This window comes from Streptomyces boetiae, from assembly GCF_031845405.1.
Lineage (GTDB): Bacteria > Actinomycetota > Actinomycetes > Streptomycetales > Streptomycetaceae > Streptomyces > Streptomyces boetiae.
Window position 1 is genome coordinate 38,085 of the sequence record NZ_JAVREN010000008.1, and the last position, 17,766, is coordinate 55,850.

31 protein-coding genes are annotated in these 17,766 nt (G+C 74.9%); all 31 read left to right on the forward strand.

The annotated features are described in order from the left end of the window. The 31 genes from RM780_RS07640 to RM780_RS07790 all read left to right on the forward strand — a co-directional run bounded on the left by RM780_RS07640 (window position 1) and on the right by RM780_RS07790 (window position 17,700). Window positions 1-660 carry a hypothetical protein gene (locus RM780_RS07640; RefSeq protein ID WP_311629772.1) on the forward strand — a complete coding sequence of 220 codons (660 nt, stop codon included), beginning with the start codon at window positions 1-3 and terminating at the stop codon, window positions 658-660. A 193-nt stretch (window positions 661-853) separates the two neighbouring features. Continuing rightward, window positions 854-1,306, forward strand: coding sequence for a hypothetical protein (locus tag RM780_RS07645; RefSeq protein WP_311629773.1), 453 nt, complete (start codon window positions 854-856; stop codon window positions 1,304-1,306). Then, the gene (locus tag RM780_RS07650; RefSeq protein ID WP_311629774.1) at window positions 1,306-1,512 is read left to right on the forward strand and encodes a hypothetical protein; all 207 of its coding nucleotides are present in this window, start codon (window positions 1,306-1,308) and stop codon (window positions 1,510-1,512) included. The genes RM780_RS07645 and RM780_RS07650 overlap by 1 nt, the downstream gene beginning before the upstream one ends. Next, window positions 1,509-1,892, forward strand: coding sequence for a VVA0879 family protein (locus tag RM780_RS07655; protein WP_311629775.1), 384 nt, complete (start codon window positions 1,509-1,511; stop codon window positions 1,890-1,892). The genes RM780_RS07650 and RM780_RS07655 overlap by 4 nt, the downstream gene beginning before the upstream one ends. Beyond that, window positions 1,889-2,509 carry a hypothetical protein gene (locus tag RM780_RS07660; RefSeq protein ID WP_311629776.1) on the forward strand — a complete coding sequence of 207 codons (621 nt, stop codon included), beginning with the start codon at window positions 1,889-1,891 and terminating at the stop codon, window positions 2,507-2,509. Before RM780_RS07655 ends, RM780_RS07660 begins: the two co-directional genes overlap by 4 nt. After that, window positions 2,506-2,964, forward strand: coding sequence for a hypothetical protein (locus tag RM780_RS07665; RefSeq protein ID WP_311629777.1), 459 nt, complete (start codon window positions 2,506-2,508; stop codon window positions 2,962-2,964). The genes RM780_RS07660 and RM780_RS07665 overlap by 4 nt, the downstream gene beginning before the upstream one ends. Beyond that, window positions 2,961-3,167 (forward strand): hypothetical protein, encoded by a 207-nt coding sequence (locus tag RM780_RS07670; protein WP_311629778.1) that lies wholly within the window; start codon window positions 2,961-2,963, stop codon window positions 3,165-3,167. Before RM780_RS07665 ends, RM780_RS07670 begins: the two co-directional genes overlap by 4 nt. Further along, window positions 3,164-3,685, forward strand: a complete 522-nt coding sequence (locus RM780_RS07675) for a Holliday junction endonuclease (RefSeq protein WP_311629779.1) — start codon at window positions 3,164-3,166, stop codon at window positions 3,683-3,685. The genes RM780_RS07670 and RM780_RS07675 overlap by 4 nt, the downstream gene beginning before the upstream one ends. Then, on the forward strand, window positions 3,682-4,488 hold the full coding sequence (locus RM780_RS07680) for a hypothetical protein (protein ID WP_311629780.1): 807 nt from the start codon (window positions 3,682-3,684) through the stop codon (window positions 4,486-4,488). Before RM780_RS07675 ends, RM780_RS07680 begins: the two co-directional genes overlap by 4 nt. Window positions 4,489-4,493: 5 nt before the next feature. Next, window positions 4,494-5,126 (forward strand): WhiB family transcriptional regulator, encoded by a 633-nt coding sequence (locus RM780_RS07685; RefSeq protein WP_311629782.1) that lies wholly within the window; start codon window positions 4,494-4,496, stop codon window positions 5,124-5,126. Beyond that, on the forward strand, window positions 5,123-5,383 hold the full coding sequence (locus RM780_RS07690; RefSeq protein ID WP_311629783.1) for a hypothetical protein: 261 nt from the start codon (window positions 5,123-5,125) through the stop codon (window positions 5,381-5,383). Before RM780_RS07685 ends, RM780_RS07690 begins: the two co-directional genes overlap by 4 nt. Beyond that, on the forward strand, window positions 5,380-5,760 hold the full coding sequence (locus RM780_RS07695) for a hypothetical protein (protein ID WP_311629784.1): 381 nt from the start codon (window positions 5,380-5,382) through the stop codon (window positions 5,758-5,760). Before RM780_RS07690 ends, RM780_RS07695 begins: the two co-directional genes overlap by 4 nt. A 2-nt stretch (window positions 5,761-5,762) precedes the next feature. Further along, on the forward strand, window positions 5,763-6,572 hold the full coding sequence (locus RM780_RS07700) for a DUF2303 family protein (RefSeq protein ID WP_311629785.1): 810 nt from the start codon (window positions 5,763-5,765) through the stop codon (window positions 6,570-6,572). Between the two features lie 82 nt (window positions 6,573-6,654). Then, window positions 6,655-7,569: a hypothetical protein gene (locus tag RM780_RS07705; protein ID WP_311629786.1), complete on the forward strand. Its 915-nt coding sequence runs from the start codon at window positions 6,655-6,657 to the stop codon at window positions 7,567-7,569. After that, window positions 7,569-7,910, forward strand: coding sequence for a DUF6011 domain-containing protein (locus tag RM780_RS07710; RefSeq protein ID WP_311629787.1), 342 nt, complete (start codon window positions 7,569-7,571; stop codon window positions 7,908-7,910). The genes RM780_RS07705 and RM780_RS07710 overlap by 1 nt, the downstream gene beginning before the upstream one ends. After that, the gene (locus RM780_RS07715; RefSeq protein WP_311629788.1) at window positions 7,907-8,068 is read left to right on the forward strand and encodes a DUF6011 domain-containing protein; all 162 of its coding nucleotides are present in this window, start codon (window positions 7,907-7,909) and stop codon (window positions 8,066-8,068) included. The genes RM780_RS07710 and RM780_RS07715 overlap by 4 nt, the downstream gene beginning before the upstream one ends. Then, the gene (locus RM780_RS07720) at window positions 8,065-8,313 is read left to right on the forward strand and encodes a hypothetical protein (RefSeq protein ID WP_311629789.1); all 249 of its coding nucleotides are present in this window, start codon (window positions 8,065-8,067) and stop codon (window positions 8,311-8,313) included. Before RM780_RS07715 ends, RM780_RS07720 begins: the two co-directional genes overlap by 4 nt. Further along, window positions 8,306-8,938: a hypothetical protein gene (locus tag RM780_RS07725; protein ID WP_311629790.1), complete on the forward strand. Its 633-nt coding sequence runs from the start codon at window positions 8,306-8,308 to the stop codon at window positions 8,936-8,938. Before RM780_RS07720 ends, RM780_RS07725 begins: the two co-directional genes overlap by 8 nt. After that, entirely contained in the window at window positions 8,935-9,576 is a 642-nt protein-coding gene (locus tag RM780_RS07730; protein ID WP_311629791.1) for a hypothetical protein, read from the forward strand. Before RM780_RS07725 ends, RM780_RS07730 begins: the two co-directional genes overlap by 4 nt. 100 nt (window positions 9,577-9,676) lie before the next feature. Then, complete coding sequence (locus RM780_RS07735; protein ID WP_311629792.1) at window positions 9,677-10,366, forward strand: hypothetical protein; 690 nt, start codon at window positions 9,677-9,679, stop codon at window positions 10,364-10,366. A 20-nt stretch (window positions 10,367-10,386) separates the two neighbouring features. Next, window positions 10,387-10,728 carry a hypothetical protein gene (locus RM780_RS07740; RefSeq protein WP_311629793.1) on the forward strand — a complete coding sequence of 114 codons (342 nt, stop codon included), beginning with the start codon at window positions 10,387-10,389 and terminating at the stop codon, window positions 10,726-10,728. A gap of 128 nt (window positions 10,729-10,856) precedes the next feature. Continuing rightward, window positions 10,857-11,870, forward strand: a complete 1,014-nt coding sequence (locus tag RM780_RS07745) for a hypothetical protein (protein WP_311629794.1) — start codon at window positions 10,857-10,859, stop codon at window positions 11,868-11,870. A gap of 63 nt (window positions 11,871-11,933) precedes the next feature. After that, entirely contained in the window at window positions 11,934-12,461 is a 528-nt protein-coding gene (locus RM780_RS07750; protein ID WP_311629795.1) for a hypothetical protein, read from the forward strand. Window positions 12,462-12,564: 103 nt separating this feature from the next. Then, entirely contained in the window at window positions 12,565-12,936 is a 372-nt protein-coding gene (locus RM780_RS07755; RefSeq protein ID WP_311629796.1) for a hypothetical protein, read from the forward strand. 49 nt (window positions 12,937-12,985) lie between these two features. Beyond that, the gene (locus RM780_RS07760) at window positions 12,986-13,273 is read left to right on the forward strand and encodes an HNH endonuclease (protein ID WP_311629797.1); all 288 of its coding nucleotides are present in this window, start codon (window positions 12,986-12,988) and stop codon (window positions 13,271-13,273) included. Between the two features lie 122 nt (window positions 13,274-13,395). Beyond that, window positions 13,396-13,698 carry a DUF7352 domain-containing protein gene (locus RM780_RS07765; protein WP_311629798.1) on the forward strand — a complete coding sequence of 101 codons (303 nt, stop codon included), beginning with the start codon at window positions 13,396-13,398 and terminating at the stop codon, window positions 13,696-13,698. Between the two features lie 14 nt (window positions 13,699-13,712). Further along, on the forward strand, window positions 13,713-13,967 hold the full coding sequence (locus RM780_RS07770) for a hypothetical protein (protein ID WP_311629799.1): 255 nt from the start codon (window positions 13,713-13,715) through the stop codon (window positions 13,965-13,967). Then, window positions 13,930-15,471: a terminase large subunit domain-containing protein gene (locus RM780_RS07775; protein WP_311629800.1), complete on the forward strand. Its 1,542-nt coding sequence runs from the start codon at window positions 13,930-13,932 to the stop codon at window positions 15,469-15,471. The genes RM780_RS07770 and RM780_RS07775 overlap by 38 nt, the downstream gene beginning before the upstream one ends. 14 nt (window positions 15,472-15,485) lie before the next feature. After that, window positions 15,486-15,674: a hypothetical protein gene (locus RM780_RS07780; protein WP_311629801.1), complete on the forward strand. Its 189-nt coding sequence runs from the start codon at window positions 15,486-15,488 to the stop codon at window positions 15,672-15,674. Further along, window positions 15,671-16,876 carry a phage portal protein gene (locus tag RM780_RS07785; protein ID WP_311629802.1) on the forward strand — a complete coding sequence of 402 codons (1,206 nt, stop codon included), beginning with the start codon at window positions 15,671-15,673 and terminating at the stop codon, window positions 16,874-16,876. The genes RM780_RS07780 and RM780_RS07785 overlap by 4 nt, the downstream gene beginning before the upstream one ends. Next, complete coding sequence (locus RM780_RS07790) at window positions 16,873-17,700, forward strand: HK97 family phage prohead protease (protein WP_311629803.1); 828 nt, start codon at window positions 16,873-16,875, stop codon at window positions 17,698-17,700. Before RM780_RS07785 ends, RM780_RS07790 begins: the two co-directional genes overlap by 4 nt. Window positions 17,701-17,766: the final 66 nt, after the last annotated feature.

The following is a 17,766-nucleotide window of genomic DNA, read 5'->3' on the forward strand; positions in this document are numbered from 1 at the left end:
ATGTGGCCGTTCACCACCCCCCGCCGCGCCTTGGAGGCGGAGATCACCGGCCTGCGTAAGCGCCTGCGGCTCTCGCAGGAGCGGTGCGCCGAGCTGGAGCGCCGCGACCGCACGACCGTCCAGCAGCTCACCGGCCTGGCCGAGCGCACCGAGAAGGCGGAGCGGGCCTCCGCGACCGCCCGCTCGGACCTGCACCGCGCCGAGGAGCGTTCCACCGCGCTGGCCGACCGCCTGGACGCTGCGCAGAAGGCGACCGAGACGCTGTCCCTGGAGTTGATGCGCGCCGCCGGCACCGCGACGGCGCCCCCCGGCTTCTTCCAGCCGGGCCGCGCCTACCACTACCACGGCCTCCACGGCGTGCACGTCGAGGTCCGGGTGCTCGTCGTCGCCCCCAGGCCCGGGACGGAGGAGCTGCGGGCGCTCGGCTGGGCACTGTCCTCCGACCGGCCGACCTGGTGCCTGGAGATCCTGACCCCGGCCGACTGGGCCTCGGGCCAGTGGGCCGAGGAGCAGGCGAACGTCCCGGCCAACGCCGAGGCGGCGCAGCCGTCCGCCGAGCAGGCCGGGCGCGCCGAGCAGGAGCCGGAGAAGAGGACGTCGCTGCCGACGCGCCCCGTGCCGGGCCCGGCCCCGGCGCCGTACCGGGACCACGTCTCGTGACCGTCCCCGGCGCCGCGCTCGCCGCCCTCGGCCTCATGGCCGCCGCGGCGGCGGTGCGGGCGTGGCTGTGGGCCTGCCCCCGCGGCTGGCACCGCCGCCGCTGACCACCTCCCCCCGAGACGCCCCGCCGGGGCCGCAGGCACCCCTCACGCCCGGCCCTGGCGGCGGCCAACCCCCAGGAGACGACCCCTTCATGACGACCTTCATCCTTCAGCCCACCCCCGACGAGGCCGCCCTGGGCATCACCGCCGAGACACTGGGCGTCCGCGCGCTGGGCCCGGACGTGACCCCGGCCCAGCGCGCCCACGCCGAAGCCGTCTGGCGCCCCGCCGACCCGGGCCAGCCCTGCCGCTGCTCCGGCACCGACTGCGTCCATGGCCAGCCCTGCGACGACGACTGCGACGGCTCCCTCGTCCACCGGGACCGCTACCCCGGCTCCCTGTGGGAGATCACCGTGTGGGCGGACGACTACCAGTGCAGCCACTGCGGCGTGGGCGCCGACGCCTGCGGCGTGATCCTGCCGGACCTGCCCTGGGGCGAGATCGCCACCGACGAGCAGGGCAAGCACATCGTCATCTACGAGGGCATCCGCCACCCCAACTTCGGCAACGACGGCGGCACGCTCCGCTCGGGCGGTGACGCCTGATGGACCGCACCCCCTACCGCTCCCGGCCCTGGCACTGGGCCGTGGTGACCGGCGTCCTGGCCACCGCGCTCCTCGGCGCCGCCGCCGGGCTCCACTCAGACAGCGCCGCCCGGCCCCCGGCCCCGCCCAGCCCCGCCCCAGCCCCCGCCGCTCCGGCCGAGGGCGGCGCGGGCGGCGCGGGCGGCCTGGAAGGCGGTGCCCGGTGAGCCGCGCCGCGACCGGACACCGCCGGCTGACCCAGGCCGAGCTCGTCGCGCTCTGCCGGGAACGGTTCGGCGACGACCCGATGCTGTGGGCGTTCCGCTGCCCCTCCTGCGGCGATGTCGCCACCGGGCAGGACATGAAGGACGCGCTGGCCGCGCACCCGCGCACCGGGCGCGACGGCCAGCCCGTCACCGCCTCCGGGATCCTCGGCCAGGAGTGCATCGGCCGTACCCTCGGCGCGCTGTCCACCGGGACCCGCCGCGGCTGCGACTGGGCCGCCTACGGCCTCCTCCCCGGCCCCTGGGAGATCGTCCTGCCCGACGGCCGCAGCGCCTACAGCTTCCCCGTCGCCGACGCCCCGATCACTGGGAGCGCCCAGTGAACGCCCGCCCGTCCGGCGCCGCCGGCCAGCCGCTGCCCTGGGCCGACCAGCTCGTGGCGGATGGCTTCCTGGCCGACTTCCTGGACGAGCTGCTGTCCGCCGCGCTGCGGCGCTGGTACCGGGAACCGGACGTCCCGGACGAGACGGTGCTCGCTGACGTGCGTGCGGTCCTCGCCCGCTGGGAAGCCGAGACCACCGACACGCCCGCCGCGCCCTCGGTGGGCCGGCTGGAAGGCACGGTCACCGCGGCCGCCGAGGTCGAGCGGCTGCGGGTGATGTACCGCGTGGTCAGTGAGCGGGAACACGACCTCATCAACGAGCGTGACCGGCTGCTGACCGAGGCGGACGCAGCGCAGGCCCGCATCGCCGAGCTGGTGGCGCAGCGGGATGACGCGCTGCGGGACCTGGCAACGGGTGACCTGCCGGACGCGGTCCCGGCTGAGGACCGCGCCGCCGTGCTGCGGGAGGCATACGAGGTCGCCCATGAAGAGGGGCACCGCATCGAGGCTGTAGCGGGGATCCAGGCTGCCCGCGGCGCGCGCTGCGTCGCCTACCGGCTGCGCCGCATGGCCGAGGCCACCCAGGCCGACGCCGCCGGGGCGGGTGAGGAGCTGTGAGCCCCAAGTCGTCCGCGACGGCCGGACAGCGGGCGTGGAACGGCGGCCTGGCCGGGGAGCCAGCGCCGGGCCGCGTCATCGCCCGCCCGAGCGCGCCGTGCACGGCCGAGCGGTGCGGGCAGGAGGCCGCGGCCCGCGGCCCCCTCCCGGCCGGGATGGTCCGCGTCCCCGCGCACGCCGGCCACCCGCCCCGTATCTACTGCGCGGGCTGGTGCGCCCTCTACGCCCAGGCCCTCGCGGACGTCCGCGGCCTGCCCGGCACCACCTGGGGCCGGGGCCCTCAGGTCCCGGACGTTCAGGCCGTGGCTGTGCAGGCCCCGGGCCGTTGCTGCGAGGGAGACCACAGGGCGTACCTGCGCCACATCCGCCGCCGCGAGAGGCCGTGCCCGGAATCGAGGAACGCGGCCCGCCTCTACGAGCAGCAGCGCGTGGCGCGCAGGAAGGGCACCTCATGATCACGACCGCGCTGATCATCCTGGGCGCCTGGATCGCCGCGTTCGCCGCCGCCTTCGGCCTGCTGGTGCTGCGCACCCGCCGCCGGGCCACCGAGGCCCCGGCGGTGGCCGTGGCCGTGCCGATCGGGCCCGGCGTCCAGGGCGCCATCCCCGGCGTCGTCCTCGCCCGCACCGACCACCCGGCGGGAGGTGAGCGGCGGTGACCGCGCGCCCCCCGGCCGTCGTGGGCCTGGACCTCTCCCTCACCGGGACCGGCATCGCCCAGGCGGACGGCTCCACCACCACCGTCCGCACGCGCGCCTCGGCCGGGGACCGCCGTCTGCTGACGATCGCCCTGGCCGTCCGCGACGCCGTCAGCATCACCGACGGCGTGGACCTCGTCGTCATCGAGGACTTGCCGAAGCACGCGATGGCGGCCGGGATCACCGGCATGGTCCACGGCGTGGCCCGCGCGGTCCTGCTGGAGACCGGCACCCCCTACGTCACCGTCGCCCCGGCCACCCTCAAGGCGTACGCCACCGGGAAGGGCAGCGGCGACAAGACCGCAATGGCCCTGGCCGCGTTCAAGCGCGCCGGCGCCGAGTTCGCCGACGACAACCAGTGCGACGCGTGGTGGCTGCGCGCCGCCGGGCTGGACCGGCTCGGCGCGCCGCTGTTCGGCCTCCCCGCCGCGCAGCGCGACCGCCTGGACCGCGTGGCCTGGCCGGAGGTGTCCCGGTGAGCCGGGACCGCGCCGAGGTGGTGGCGGCGCGCCGCGCCGAGGTCGCCCGCCTCCACGCCAGCGGCCACTCCGGCCGGGCCATCGCCGGGCGGCTCCGCGTCGGGCAGGGCACCGTCCGGCGCGACCTGGAATGGCTCGCCGAACAGGAACGCGCCTCCGCGCCGGAGGCCGCGCCACCCGCGCCGCCGCAGGCCAGCGCCGCGCCTGGCCCGGCTGCGCCGGAGCCCGCGCCGCAGGACCCGGACCCGGTCGGCGCACCCCAGCCGCCCCGCGCCACCGCCCCGGCGCGCCCCGCCGAGGTAGTGGCGCAGCGCGCCCCGGCCGTTCCGCCCCGGGGTGGCGCGCTGACGGCCGCGCTGCGCGGCCTCGGCAAGCGGGCCGCCACGCGGGCGACCGGGGTGGCGCGGGCCGCCCGCGGCCCGGCGGTGCGCGCCGCCGCCGCGCTGCTGACCACCACGCAGGTGGCGCGGCCCGCGCCGCCTGCCCGGCGCGCGGGCGGGACCGGCCCCACACCGGCCCCGCCCGCCGCCACCCCCTCGGCGCTGGACACACCGTCCGGGGCGCACCCGGGCGTGCACCCGGCGGCCGTTCAGCTGACCGCCGCCGCCCGCGCGGCGGCGCGCGCCGCGAACGCCGGGCACCTGACCGGCGCGGACCGGCTGTACCTGATCGCCGCCGGCCGCGCCCTGGCCAACGCCCTGACCGCGCTCGGCCCCGGCGAGCCGGCCGAGGCCGCTGGCATCGCCGCGCTCGCCGCCCGCCTCCACGCCCTCGCCAGCTCGACCAGCACCACCCGGAGGTGACCCCCGTGACCCGTGCCCGCACCGCCTCGCTGACGGACCCGCGAGAGCGCCGCGCCCAGCTCGTCCTCCGCCTCACGGCCGGCCGCACCCACCGGCAGGCCGCGGCCGACCTCGGTATCAGCCCCTCCACCGTCTGGCGCGACCTCAAGCACCTGCGCAAGGCGGAGGCCGACCGCGCCGCACAGCGGGCCGCGTCCCGGGCGGGCCGCCGCGCCGAGATCCACCGCCTCCTCGCCGCCGGCCAGGACCGCCGCGCCGTCGCCGCCGCCGTCGGCGTCAGCACCGAGACCGTGCGCCGTGAACAGCAGCTCCTCCTCCAGCGCCACGCTGCCGCCCGCCTCGCCCGCGGACGAGCCGCCGCGCCGCGCCCCCCGGACAGCGGGCGGGGGCACTGGAGCGAGCGGGCCGCCTGCCGCGGCAGAGACCTGGATGTCTGGTTTTCCGAGGCGGGGGCCGTGCGGGCCACGGCCGCCGCCGTCTGCCGCGGCTGCCCCGTCCGCGACGCCTGCCTCGACCTGGCCATGAAAGCTGAGGCCGGAGGCCACAGGTACGGGATCTACGGCGGGCTCACCCCCGCGCAGCGCAAGGCGCTCGCCCGCCGCAGCGCCGAGGCCAGCGCCCGGGGCGACCCGTCATGACCGCCCCGGACCGCCGCACGGTCACCGCCTGGCTTCACGTGGTGGACGCCCAGCGCACGCGCCGCGGCGTGGAGATCCAGCCCGCGAGCGCGGACTACGTGTGCCTGCGCTGCGGCGAGATCACCAGCGCCAGCGGCGACCAGGTCCCGGCGTTCGTCAGAACCTGTCGCACCGACCACGCCCGCACCTGTCCCTGCACCCCCGCAACCGTCCGGGCCACCTGCCCGGCCGACCAGAAGGAGAACACCACCAGATGAGCACCAGCCCGAAGACGAGGGAGCCGCGCGAAGACCGGGCGGAGCCCGCGGAGTTCGCCGCGTTCCTCGTCGGCCACCTCAACGGCCGCGTCCACGCGACCATCAGCGACGAGTTCTCGGCCCTGCTGACCGCGGTCAGCGAGCACGGCCGCAAGGGCGCCCTCGTCATCAAGGTCAACGTCGAACCGTCCAAGGGCCACGTCGAGGGCGACCCCCTGGCCATCTCCGTCGAGACGGCCCTGAAGGCGCCCAAGAGCGTCCCGCCCGCCGCCATCTACTTCGTGGACGACGACGGCCGCCCCACCCGCAACGACCCCAGACAGATGGCCCTGGAGTTCCGCACCGCCCCGACCACCAACGAATTCAAGGACGCCTGATCGTGACCGACACCAGCCTCCAGCCCGTCATCGACACCGCCACCCGCGCCGCCGAACCCCACCAGCTCCAGCCCGGTGGCTACTACATCGTCAACACCCCCGCCGGCGTCCGCGAAATCGACCTCACCGGCGACCAGTACAAGGACGCCCCCACCCGCAAGACCGGCACCACCACCGTCCGCGACGTCGCCGGCTTCACTACCTACTACGGCAAGCACGCCGACGACGCCACCGAGGTCTACGCCGACGCCGAACGTCTCACCGTCACCGCCGTCCTCGACGCCCACCGGGCCGACGCACCCCGCTGGGCCGGACACCGCCTCACCCTCGCGCTGCGCACCACCGACGCCTGGCGCCAGTGGCTGGCCAAGGACGGCGAACTGAGCGGACAGGAGGAGTTCGCGGAATTCATCGAGGACCACCTTCCCGAGCTGCTGGAGCCCACGGCCGCCGAGATGCTGGAGATAGCCCAGTCCATCCAGGGCGCCACCAAGGCCGAATTCCAGTCCTCCACCCGCCTGGTCAGCGGGCAGCGCCAGTTCCAGTTCGTGGAGACCACCACCGCGAAGGCCGGGCAGAAGGGACAGCTCACCGTCCCCGAGACCTTCACCATCGGCCTCGTCCCGTTCGAGGGCAGCGAGGGCTACAGGGTCAGCGCCCGCTTCCGCTACCGCCTCGGACGGGACGGCGCCCTCAGCCTCGGCTACAAGCTGGAGCGCCCCGGCGACATCCTGCGCACCGCGTTCGCCGACGTCGTCACGGCCATTGGCGAGCAGATCACGCAGCCGGTCATGAACGGCACCCCTGCCTGACCCCGTGTGGTGGCCGGCCCGCACCAAACGGCCGGCCCACCACACCCCGCCGCACCCCAGCACCCCGCACCTCCTCGGCGAGATGAGCCCCGTGACCCACCCCGACGACGGCACCGGCCGCCCGGCGCCCGGCAGCGTCCCCCACGCCTGGAGGAACGCCCTGTTCTGGCGCTGGGCTCCCGCGCTGCCCCGGCCGCTGCGCGACGGCTTCCTGAAGATCCTCCAGGCCGCGGGCGCCGCCGCCAACGCCGCCGGGCAGCTGCGGTTCTCCGACACCGGCCGCCCGATCCGGCTGCGCGACCTCGCCGGGGCCGCGTGCGTGGACGAGAAGGACGCCCGCCGCTACCTGGCCGCCGCCGTCGAGGCCGGAGTCATGGCCGTGGAGGGCGGACGCGGACGGGGCCGCTCCACCCTCTACGCCCTCGTGATGACCCTGCACCCCGACTGGGACGCCGCCGCCGAGGCCCTGCGCTCCACCCGCCGCGCCCCCCGCAAACCCCCGCCCTGGACCGAGGAGAACGGGGGACCCGCCCCCGAACCCACCCCCGGCCCGGGCGACGGGAGTTCGGGGGACACACCCCCGAACCAGAACGGGGGACACACCCCCGAACCTGAGCCCGTTGGGGCGGACGAGGTTCGGGGGACACACCCCCGACCGGGTTCGGGGGACACACCCCCGACCGGTTCGGGGGACACACCCCCGAACATCCCAGGGGTACCCAGGGAAACCCCCCACGACGAGGTGTCTGTAGGACCGCAACCACCCACCGCCCCGGGCCCGGCCGTCCCGCCGGCGCCTGCCGAGTCCCCGCCGCCGCCAGCCGCCGACGCCCCGGCGGCCAGTCCCGGCGCGCCGACTCGCTGCCCCGGCTGCGGCGGCGCCCTGATCGCCCTGGCCGGCCGCACACCCCGCGCCGTCTGCGGCGCCTGCTCCCGAACCTCCACGCCCCGACCCCGGCCGCGCCCCGGCCGCCGACGCACCCCGAGGACCGCCTGATGACCACGCACCTGACCCCCGCCAACTTCACCCTCCTCCAGGCCGAGGCCGCGCTGGAGGAGCACCGCCGCGGCCTGGACGGCCCGCACACCCACCTCGCCCGAGTACAGGCCGCCCTTGAAGCCGACCCCGGCACCGCGCGCCGCCGGTTCGCGGACTTCGCGATCCGCTGCTGCCACTGCGGGCGCACCCTGCACGACGACGCGTCCAAGGTGTTCGGCATCGGCCCCGAATGCCGCAAAGGGCTGTCCCCCCAGGCCCTGGCGGCGATCTTCGCCCCCGCCGTAGCACAGGCCCACGCCGCCCACGAACATGACCGGACCGCCGGAGGCCGCCGGTGAACGCCCAGCTCCCCCTCGACGATGCCGCGGGCGCGGGCCGCGCCTACTGCTCCGTGTGCGGGCGCCGCCTGCGCTCCGCCGTCTCCCGCGCCCGCGGCACCGGCCCCGACTGCGCCCGCAAGCTCCGCGGCCCCCGCCGGAAGACGACCGGCCGATGAGCGCGACTGTCACCCTCCACTGCGACCGGGTGGGGCACTACAGCGCTTGCGCCACCCAGGTGTTCGTCTCCGGCGCCGCCACCGTCGCCCAGGCCCGTGCGGCGGCCGACCGGCACGGCTGGCACCACAGCGCCGGCCACGACCTGTGCCCGGAGCACTGCGGCCGCCCCGGCCTGTGGGGCACCCAGGCCATCACCACCCGCCCCACCCCGACCACCAGCACCCAGGAGACCCCCCGTGCCTGACCAGCCCACCACCACGCCCACGCCCACGCCCGCCCGGGACACCGCCCGCCTGCGAACCTACGCCCGCCTGCTGCGCCAGCTGCCCCGCCCGGCCGCCGCCGCGCTCGCCGCCGCCATGGCCACCGACCCCGACCCCCAGGTCCGCACCACCACCATCAACCAGGCCGCCGTCCTCGTCTCCGCCGCCCACGGCCTGGGCTGGATCACCCCCGCCTCCGAGGCCGACGGGCTGCGCGAGGAGATCGCCGAAGCCATCCACGCCACCAGCATCTGCGAGGGCACCAACGCCGCCCACTGCACCGGGGCGTGCGACACCGCCGCCGCCGCGACGCTGGCCTTTCTCGCCCCGGCGCGGCGGGGACCCGAGCTGACCGAGATGCGCACCACCGCCCGCGTCGGCCTCGGCCTCCACGAGGCAGCCCACAACGAGGCCGAGCGCTGGCGCGAACGCGCCGAGACCGCCGAGGCCCTGCTGCGCCGCGCGTCCCACCTCACCGAGACCACCCACGCCCTTCGCGGCCAAGGCGGCCACGACCAGCTCGGGCCTGACCTCACGTGCGCCGGCTGCGCGCTGGTCTCCGAGATCCGCACCCACCTCAACTCCCCGAAGGAGAACACCCGATGAGCAACCTGCCCCGCCGGTTCCACCTCCAGCGCCACACCGATGTCGTCGGCGCCACCGGCACCGGCCACGTGGCCGATGGCGTTGTCTGGCCTGACGGCACCGCCACCGTCCACTGGCGCGGCGAGGACAACTCAGACGCCTTCTGGAGCACCGGAATCCCCGGTATCCGCCGCCGGAGCTGCCACGACGGCGCCACCGAAATCGTCTGGGACGACCCCGCCAGCGACGAGACCGCCGACGACGAGGCCGTCCGGCCCCGGCGGGCGACCGACCCGCGCCGCCCCGGCGGCAGCATCGCCGGCCCCGGCGGCCCCCGCGACCGGCACGGCGTCATCCTCAGCGCCGACCGCGCCGTGCTGCTGGACGCCTCCATGGTCTGCGAGGTCGAGGCCGGAGAGCAGGGCACCGTCCTGGCCATGTGGCTCGGCGGACGCATCAACCGCAGCACGGAGCGCGCCCAGATCCTCTACCTCCTCGGCGCGGACGGCGCCGCCGCCATCGTCACCGAACTCCTCGCGCTCGCCTCCCGCATCGGCCCGGACTTCGAGCGGCAGCTCGCCGAGCGCGTGCAGCGCCTGACCGACGAGGGCGCCACCGGGCCCGCGGACAACGAGGCCGAGGAGGACGGCACCTCCTGACCAACGCGAAGGGGCGCCCCACCCGGCCGGCCAGCCCGGGGCGCCCCTTCCAACACGCGGCGGAATCACCGTACACCCGCACCGCCAGGAGCCGTTCGCGATGACCGCCACCAGCCCCACCAGCACCGACCCCGCCGCCACACACCTGCAACTCCTCCTCGACCACTGGCCGGACCTGGAGGACGCCCTGACCGCCCGCCAGGCCACCGACTGGCCACCCTCCATGGGAATCCAGCGCCTCCGGGAGCCGGATGAGACCGGCGACGGCCGGGTTGGCGACGTCCAGCGCCTCCCCATCCGCGCAGACGTCTTCGACGCCATGCAGGAGATCACCCGGGCCCTGGTCGACCTGGCCGACCAGATCGCCGCCGAGATCCAGCGGCCCCCGGCCGCGCCCTTCCGCCCCGCCAGCTCCCTGGACGAGACCGGCCGCCGCCTCGCCGCGCTCGCCGGACACGACGCTGCCGACGCCCGCCGCTGGCGCTACACCGGGCAGCGCACCGCCACCCAGGCCGCCACCTGGCTCAACGCCCGCTACACCAACCAGCCCGGCCCCGCCGCGCCCCTCCGCGACGCCCACCGCACGGCCATCGCCGACGTCGCCGCCGCCTGCGCCGTCACCACCACCCGCCTCCTGCGCACCGCCCGCCTGACCACCCCTACCGGGCGCCAGCACGACGGCTGCGGCGGCCAGCTCATCGTCTCCGGCGGCGACGGCCAGATGCCCGCCGTCGAATGCGACCGCTGCCACCGCACCTGGAAACCCGGCACCATCCCCAACCGCCATTGACCCGCGAGAAGATGCCCCTCATGACCGACGACCCCGCCAGAACCGAGCCACCCCCGCGCCGCCGCGTCCTCGACCGGGCGCTCCTGACCACCGCGCTCGCCCTCGTCGCCGCCGCCGGCTTCGCCGTGGGCCGCGCCACCGCGCCCGCGGACGCCTCCGGCAACGCCGCATGCGAAGACGCCCAGGCAGCTTTCCGCGCCGCCCTGGACGACGCCGACTCGGCCCCCGCAGACGACATCGAGGTCAGGTTCTACACCGCCGTCGCCGCCAACACCGCCGTCCAGAACCCGGATTGCTTCACCGCCGAGGACCGCGCCGCCGCTCAGACCTACCTCGACGCCGTGGAACGGACCAGCCCCTGACTTGCACAGGTCGGCGATCATGCCGCACACTGGGCCGCAAGTCCGGCGTGCCCGGACACCAAAGCCACCAGGAGGCCCCGCCCACCAGCGGGGCCTTCCGCATGTCCGGACCGCCCGGGAGGTGCCCGATGCCCCTGCCCCCCGGCGCCACCACGGTCGTCCTGACCGACGTGCGCACGCACCCCGACGGCACCCCCGTACGCGGCGCCATCACCCTCGTCCCCGAGACCCACACCCAGACCGTCACCGCCGCCGACGACGGGCAGACCGTACAGGGCCCCGTCACCGGCCGCTGGATCGACGGCGTCCTCACCAGCGCCGCCGGAACGCCCGGCCTGACACTGCTGTGCGCGGACAGCCCCGGCATCACCCCCACGGGGTGGACCTACCGCGTGCACGACCAGGCGGACGACGCCCCCGGCCGCACCTACAGCCTCCTCCTCACCAGCGACCTCGGCCCAAGCGTCGCGCTGGCCGAACTCGCGCCCGTGGACCCGGCGCTGGGCGACTACATCACCGTGCCCGGCCCCGAAGGCCCCACTGGACCCACCGGGGCGACCGGAGCAACCGGCCCACAAGGCGAAACCGGTGCCACCGGAGCGACCGGCCCCGCCGGCGCAGACGCCGCCTGGGCCCCCGCCCGCCAGGGCTACACCGCGTGGAGCATCAACCCCGACAGTTGCTCCACCACGCTGGCGCTCCAGTCCGGCCGCCTGTACCTCTCCGGCCTCTACCTCCCGGCGGCCCTCACCCCGGCCGCGCTCGACTGGTACGTCTCCGTCGCCGCCACCAGCCCGACCGCCGGTCAGTGCTGGATCGGGCTCTACTCCGCCGCAGGCACACGGCTCGCGCAGGCCGCAGCCGAGACGGACATGAGCAGCGCCGGCGCCAAGACCCTGCCCCTGAGCGTCGGCGCACTGGCCAGCGGCCTGTACTGGGCCGCGGTCCTCTTCAACGGGGGCACCGGGCCGCAAATCCCCCGAGGCACAGGCACCAGCGGCGGCCCCGCCCTCACCAACATCGGGCTCACCCCGGAGACCTACCGCGCCGCGTACAACGGAGACGCGAACGCCGCGCTCCCGGCCCCGATCACCCCCGGCTCGAACTCGGCCTACGTGCCCCTGTTCGCCGCCATCCGCTAGCGTCCGGTCACAACGTGATCACACAGTCAACACTCGCCCCACGCAGGCGACATGCTGACCCCTATGACACGAACCCGCACCGCCACCACCCTGGCCGCCCTCCTCCTCGCCACCGGCACGGCCGCGTGCAGCAGCTCCGACGACGGAACCGACGGCAACACCCCACCCCCAGCCGCCTCCGCCACCGAACAGCCCGACACGCTGCCCTTCGGCCAGACCCACACCGTCGCCGGCCTGAACGTCACAGCAGAGATCACCGAAATCTTCGCCCCCAACGACTACGCCAACTTCGACGACAACAACCCCTACGCCCTCATCACCATCACCGCCACCAACACCGGCGACGCCGACACAGACACCGCCGCCTACGCCATGCACCAGTGCCAGCTCGACGGCAACCCCACCACCTACGAGCAGTTCCAGGGCATCACCGACATGCCCCCCGGCCTCATCCAGGCCGGCGCCGACTCCACATGGCGCGCCGCGGCCTGCCCCGTCACCACGGCCGGGGACCCCGGCACCGCCCTGGAGTACGGCATAACCCTCGGGGAAACCACCGTGTGGTACACGGGCGACGTCCCCGCCGAGTAGAACCACACCACAGACCACCGTGGCGGGTGGACGAGGGAGGGCCGCGGCCCCGGGCACCGAGCAGGAGCCCGGGGCCGCAGCACACCACCGGAAGGAACAGCCCATGCCCACGGACCACAAGCTGACCTTCGAACGCGAAGTCCTCGACCTGCCCCCGAAGGACGGGTGGGCGCGCTACGCTCCCGGCTCCCACGCCCGCACCAGTTGCACCTGCGGCCTCGACACCGGATGGGTCCCGCGCCCCGAAGCCACCCAGGCCCGAACCACCCACGCCCAAGAGGTCTGCCCGCACCCGGAGACCACCGACACCAGCGCCTTCGCTGACGGCCCGGACGCGCTCCACTACTGCACCGCCTGCGGCGCACACCTCCAGCGCACTGAGGACGGGCACCTCGTCCCGGCAACGCAAGGCAGGTACCGGTCCGCCCCCACCCTGGGCGCGAGCAACGCCGAAACGCGGGCCCCTTCGACCTGACCTCCCCCCTACCCCCCACCCCCCTGGCCCGCGGAGGGAGGCACGCCCGGTGGCCAAGCGCACCGAGCTGACGAGCTACGCCTACCGCCAGGTCCGCGCCCGCGTGCTGGCCGAGTCGGACGTGTGCCTGCTGTGCGGGCACGGCCGCGCGGACGCCGTGGACCACCTCGTGCCCGTCGCCCGCGGCGGCGCCCGGCTGGACCCGGACAACCTCGCCCCCATCCACGGGGTGGCGGGCTGCCCGACCTGCGGACGGAAGTGCAACAACGAGAAATCGGATCGGCCGTTGTCGCAGGTCACGAGGCTGAACACGTCGCGTGACTGGTACGCGGGCTGACCCGGCCTGGCCCGGGCGCCCGGATTTTTAGAAATCGGACATTTCGCAGCCCCGCGCCCACCTTTTCTTTTTCTCTCCCCGGGCCGATGCCCCCGGGAATGATCTTGCACGGAGGGTGGCCGATGACGGTGCGCCGCATGCTCAGTTACCGGGTGTACGTGAACGACACGCCGCAGCGCATCGCGATCGGAGGCGACCCGGTGCACGTCTCGGCGATCCGGCTCGGCTTCGGGCCCGACGCGCCGCACGTCGTCCAGTTCTGGGCGGAGGGCTCCCTGGAGGAGCCGGGCACGCCCCGGACGTTCCAGGTGTTCGGCACCGGCCACCCGCTGCCGCCCGGCGCCCGCTGGCGCGGGACGACGGAGCGGACCCCGGAGGGCCTGGTGTGGCACCTGTACGAGCTGCCCGACCCGGGCGAGAGCTGACGGGGGCGGTGGTCATGGACCGGGAACGGGGCCCCGTGGAGAGCGCGGTGCGCGAGGACATCGAGCAGCTGGGCGACCTGGTCGGCGTCGAGCCGTCGCTGTCGGAGATGGCCTACACGCTCGCGCGTGAGATCGACGCCGGCGGCGGGGAGGACGGCCGGCAGCTCGCACAGCTGACCCGGGAGTTGCGGCAGACCCTCACGCAGCTGCTGGAAGGACGGGCCGACGACGATGACGACGACCTCGGAGACCTGGACTCCCCCGAGTAGCTTCGCCGCGGACCTGCACGAGCGGTACGGGCTGACGTGCCCGCCGTGGTGGGGCACGCCGCGGCGGCCGGAGCGGAAGACGCTGGGCCCGCGGGTCGCGAAGATCATGACCAGGCTCGGGTATCCGCCGATGCCGTGGCAGCGGTACGTCCTGGACGTGGCGCTGGAGATCGACCCGGCGACGGACCGGTTCGCCTACCGCGAGGTCGGACTGTCCGTGCCGCGGCAGCAGGGGAAGACGCAGCAGATCCTCGGCGTGATGACGCACCGGATCGCAGCCTGGAAGCGGCAGAACGTCGTGTACGCGGCGCAGACCCGGGGCATGGCGCGTACCCGGTGGGAGGACGAGTTCATCGAGACGCTGGACGCGAGCTCGCTGGCGGGGAAGTACCGGACGCGGAAGAACAACGGCAACGAGGCGATCATCTGGACCTCGACCCGTTCGAAGCTGGGGATCACCTCGAACACGGAGAAGGCCGGCCACGGTCCCGCCCTCGATCTTGGTGTCATCGATGAGGCGTTCGCGCACGAGGATGACCGGCTGGAGCAGGCGATGTCCCCGGCGATGCTGACCCGGCCGAAGGCTCAGCTGTGGTGGGCATCGGCGGGCGGCACGGAGAAGTCGGCCTACCTCAACCGGAAGCGGCAGCGCGGCCGGGAGCTGATCGAAGAACTGTGGGAGACCGGGGAGTTCCCCGCCGTCGCGTACTTCGAGTGGTTCGCGCCGGACGACATGGACCGCACCAGCCCGGCGACGTGGCGGGCGTGCATGCCGGCGCTGGGGCACACGGTGGACGAGGCGACGGTGCGCGCCGAGCTGGACAAGCTGGAGGCTCCGGAGTTCGACCGGGCGTACCTCAACAGGACGAGGAAGGCGACGCCGCCGCAGGACCCGCACATCCCGGTGAAGGCGTGGCCGGGCCGGGCCGACCCGGGCTCGCGGGCGGGTGGCGAGGTGGCGCTGGCGCTGGACGTCTCCGCCGACCGGGCGCACTCCTCCATCGGGCTCGCGTCGGTGCGGGGGGACGGACTGCTGCACCTGGAAGTGGTGGACCGCCGGGCCGGTACGGACTGGGTGGTCCCGGCGCTGGTCCGGCTGCGGCGGCTGCACGGCCCGGTCGCAGTGGCCGTCGCGGCAACCGGCTCGCCGGCCACCAGCCTGATCAATGACCTGGTGGCCGCAGGGATCGACACGCCGGAGGACGCCGAGCACCCGCAGCGCGGGGACCTGGCGATCCTGCGCACGGGCGATCAGGTCGAGGCGTGCGCGCAGTGGGCGGACGCGGTGAAGCAGGACCAGGTCATGCACATCGAGCAGGCCCCGCTCACCGCCGCGGTGACCGGCGCCCGGACGCGGTCGGTGGGGGATGCATGGGTGCTGCACCGCACGTCGTCGCTGACGGACATCAGTCCGCTGTGCGCGGTGGTGTGGGCGCGGTGGGCGCTGCTGACGCGGCTGCCCGCGGTGACGGAGGACTACGACGTCCTGGACTCGGTGTACTAGGGAAGGGGGCGCGTGTGCGTGAGGTGGTGACGACGGCGCTGGACGTGCTGGGGCTTCTGCTGGTGGCCGCCGGCGCCGCGGCCGGGCTGGCCCCGGTGATCGGTGGCGGGTCGCTGGCGGTGGCCGGGGCGGTGGTGCTGGGCGGGTCCTGGGTGGCCGCCCGCGCGCAGCCCCCGGCGGCGGGTAGGGGCGGTGGCGGATGAGCCTGTTCTCCCGCCCGCGCGCCCGCGCCTACTCCGGGCAGAGCGCCGACCAGCTGATCCCGCCCCGGCCTGCTGCGGCGGCCGGGACGGCAGTGGTCACGAACGACACTGCCATGAGGCACAGCGCGGTGTGGGCGTGCCTGCGGCTGCGGGCCAATCTGGTCTCCACGATGCCGGTGGACGTCTACCGCTGGGTGGATGGAATCCAGGTGGAGGTGCCCAAGCCACCCGTTCTGGTGACCCCGGGCGGGGAGCGGGTGGGCATGCAGGAATGGCTGTACTCCACGCAGGTGGACCTGGACCGGGCGGGCAACGCGGTGGGGCTGATCACCTCGCGGGACGGGCTGGGGCTGCCCGCGAGGATTGACCTGGTGCCGCTGGCGGAGGTGATGGTGCGCTGCCGCAAGGGGCAGCTGAAGTACCAGGTCGGCGGCGAGACGTTCGAGCCCGAGAACGTGTGGCACGAAAAGCAGTACACGTTGTCCGGGCTGCACGTGGGGCTGTCCCCGGTGGCCTACGCCGCATGGTCCATCGGCGAGTACCTGACCATTCAGGACTTCGCCAGGGACTGGTTCGGCAACGGCGCCATCCCCAGCGCGCACCTGAAGAACACGGCCAAGACCATCGAGCCCAAGCAGGCCGCGGAGACGAAGCAGCGGTTCAAGGCGGCGGTCGCCAACCGGGACCTGTTCGTCACGGGGGCGGACTGGGAGTACAAGATGATCGCCGCCGAGAACAGCGGAACCGAGTGGATCGAGGCCAAACGGTTCAGCATCGGCGACATCGCCAGGTTCTTCGACTGCCCCGGCGACCTCATCGACGCGGCGGTGGCCGGCTCCTCCGTCACCTACGCCAGCATCACGCAGCGCAACTTGCAGTTCCTGATCATGCACCTGGGGCCCGCGGTGATCCGCCGCGAGGACGCGCTGTCGTCTCTCACGTCCAGGCCGCGGTTCGTGAAGCTCAACTCGGATGCACTGCTGCGGATGGACCCGGCCGCCCGCGCGGCGACGATCGCGACGCAGATCAACTCCCGCGTGCTGGCGCCCTCCGAGGCCCGCGCGCTGGAGGACCGGCCGCCGTTCACCGAATCCCAGATGGCGGAGTTCGACCGCCTCTTCGGGCAGCGCAACCCGACCACCCCGACTCCCGCACCGGCCGGCGCCGGCGGGGGCACGGCACCGACAGGAGCAAGCACATGAGCGACATGGCCACCCTGCGGGCGCAGGCCGCCGCGGCGCGGCAGGCCGCGGCCGGCTCCACCCCCATGGCCCTTCCCCGGGACCGGCCCGAGTCCCCCGAGCTGCGGTTCGGCTCGCAGCTGCGCGCGAAGAAGACCGTGCGCGAGGACGGGATGGAGTGGTACCAGGTCGAGGGCTACGCCTCGGCGTTCGAGCGCGGGTACGAGATGTGGGACTGGTACGGCCCCTACACCGAGATCGTCTCGGCGGGCGCGGCGGATGAGACGCTGGCCGCCGACCCCGAGGTCGTCTTCCGCTTCAACCACGCGGGGACGCCGATGGCGTCCACTCGGAACGGCAGGCTGGAGCTGTGGGCGGACGCTGCGGGCCTGGGCCAGCGCGCCTGGCTCAACCCCAAGCGCTCGGACGTTCAGCTGCTGGTCCAGGCGATCGAGGACTCGGACGTGCGCGAGCAGTCGTTCATGTTCCGGATCACCGAGGGGCAGTGGTCCCCGGACTACACCGAGTACCGCATCAACGGCTTCGACCTGGACCGCGGGGACGTCGGCCCGGTCACCTACGGCGCCAACCCCCACACCTCCGTCTCGGCGCGGTCCGGGGAGCTGCTTCAGCTGATCCCGGCGCTGCCGACGCTGGCCGCCCGCGAGGCGTACCAGCTCCTCGCCCGGCGGGCGGACATCGCCCCGGGCCCGGCCCCGGCCGCGCCCGCGCTGCGTACCCCGCCGGCCGCGCCCGCGACGGCGCCCGCCCCGGCGGCCCCGGCCCGGCAGGGCCGTTCCATCGCGCTCCTGCGGACCAAGCTCCTCATCGACACCGAGGACTGAGCGCACCACCACCCCTGACCATCAGCACGCCGTCCGGCAGATCGCCCGGAGGCGGGACCCGCACGC

Bases quoted from the DNA above. Each gene is read 5' to 3' on its own strand.
- RM780_RS07775 (WP_311629800.1), top strand. From the start codon at position 13,930: ATGACGACGACCTCGGAGACCTGGACTCCCCCGAGTAGCTTCGCCGCG.
- RM780_RS07690 (WP_311629783.1), top strand. From the start codon at position 5,123: ATGACCGCCCCGGACCGCCGCACGGTCACCGCCTGGCTTCACGTGGTG.
- RM780_RS07670 (WP_311629778.1), top strand. From the start codon at position 2,961: ATGATCACGACCGCGCTGATCATCCTGGGCGCCTGGATCGCCGCGTTC.
- RM780_RS07765 (WP_311629798.1), top strand. From the start codon at position 13,396: ATGACGGTGCGCCGCATGCTCAGTTACCGGGTGTACGTGAACGACACG.
- RM780_RS07770 (WP_311629799.1), top strand. From the start codon at position 13,713: ATGGACCGGGAACGGGGCCCCGTGGAGAGCGCGGTGCGCGAGGACATC.
- RM780_RS07740 (WP_311629793.1), top strand. From the start codon at position 10,387: ATGACCGACGACCCCGCCAGAACCGAGCCACCCCCGCGCCGCCGCGTC.
- RM780_RS07745 (WP_311629794.1), top strand. From the start codon at position 10,857: ATGCCCCTGCCCCCCGGCGCCACCACGGTCGTCCTGACCGACGTGCGC.
- RM780_RS07720 (WP_311629789.1), top strand. From the start codon at position 8,065: ATGAGCGCGACTGTCACCCTCCACTGCGACCGGGTGGGGCACTACAGC.
- RM780_RS07645 (WP_311629773.1), top strand. From the start codon at position 854: ATGACGACCTTCATCCTTCAGCCCACCCCCGACGAGGCCGCCCTGGGC.
- RM780_RS07735 (WP_311629792.1), top strand. From the start codon at position 9,677: ATGACCGCCACCAGCCCCACCAGCACCGACCCCGCCGCCACACACCTG.
- RM780_RS07710 (WP_311629787.1), top strand. From the start codon at position 7,569: ATGACCACGCACCTGACCCCCGCCAACTTCACCCTCCTCCAGGCCGAG.
- RM780_RS07750 (WP_311629795.1), top strand. From the start codon at position 11,934: ATGACACGAACCCGCACCGCCACCACCCTGGCCGCCCTCCTCCTCGCC.
- RM780_RS07755 (WP_311629796.1), top strand. From the start codon at position 12,565: ATGCCCACGGACCACAAGCTGACCTTCGAACGCGAAGTCCTCGACCTG.
- RM780_RS07705 (WP_311629786.1), top strand. From the start codon at position 6,655: ATGAGCCCCGTGACCCACCCCGACGACGGCACCGGCCGCCCGGCGCCC.
- RM780_RS07785 (WP_311629802.1), top strand. From the start codon at position 15,671: ATGAGCCTGTTCTCCCGCCCGCGCGCCCGCGCCTACTCCGGGCAGAGC.
- RM780_RS07730 (WP_311629791.1), top strand. From the start codon at position 8,935: ATGAGCAACCTGCCCCGCCGGTTCCACCTCCAGCGCCACACCGATGTC.
- RM780_RS07650 (WP_311629774.1), top strand. From the start codon at position 1,306: ATGGACCGCACCCCCTACCGCTCCCGGCCCTGGCACTGGGCCGTGGTG.
- RM780_RS07790 (WP_311629803.1), top strand. From the start codon at position 16,873: ATGAGCGACATGGCCACCCTGCGGGCGCAGGCCGCCGCGGCGCGGCAG.
- RM780_RS07695 (WP_311629784.1), top strand. From the start codon at position 5,380: ATGAGCACCAGCCCGAAGACGAGGGAGCCGCGCGAAGACCGGGCGGAG.
- RM780_RS07640 (WP_311629772.1), top strand. From the start codon at position 1: ATGTGGCCGTTCACCACCCCCCGCCGCGCCTTGGAGGCGGAGATCACC.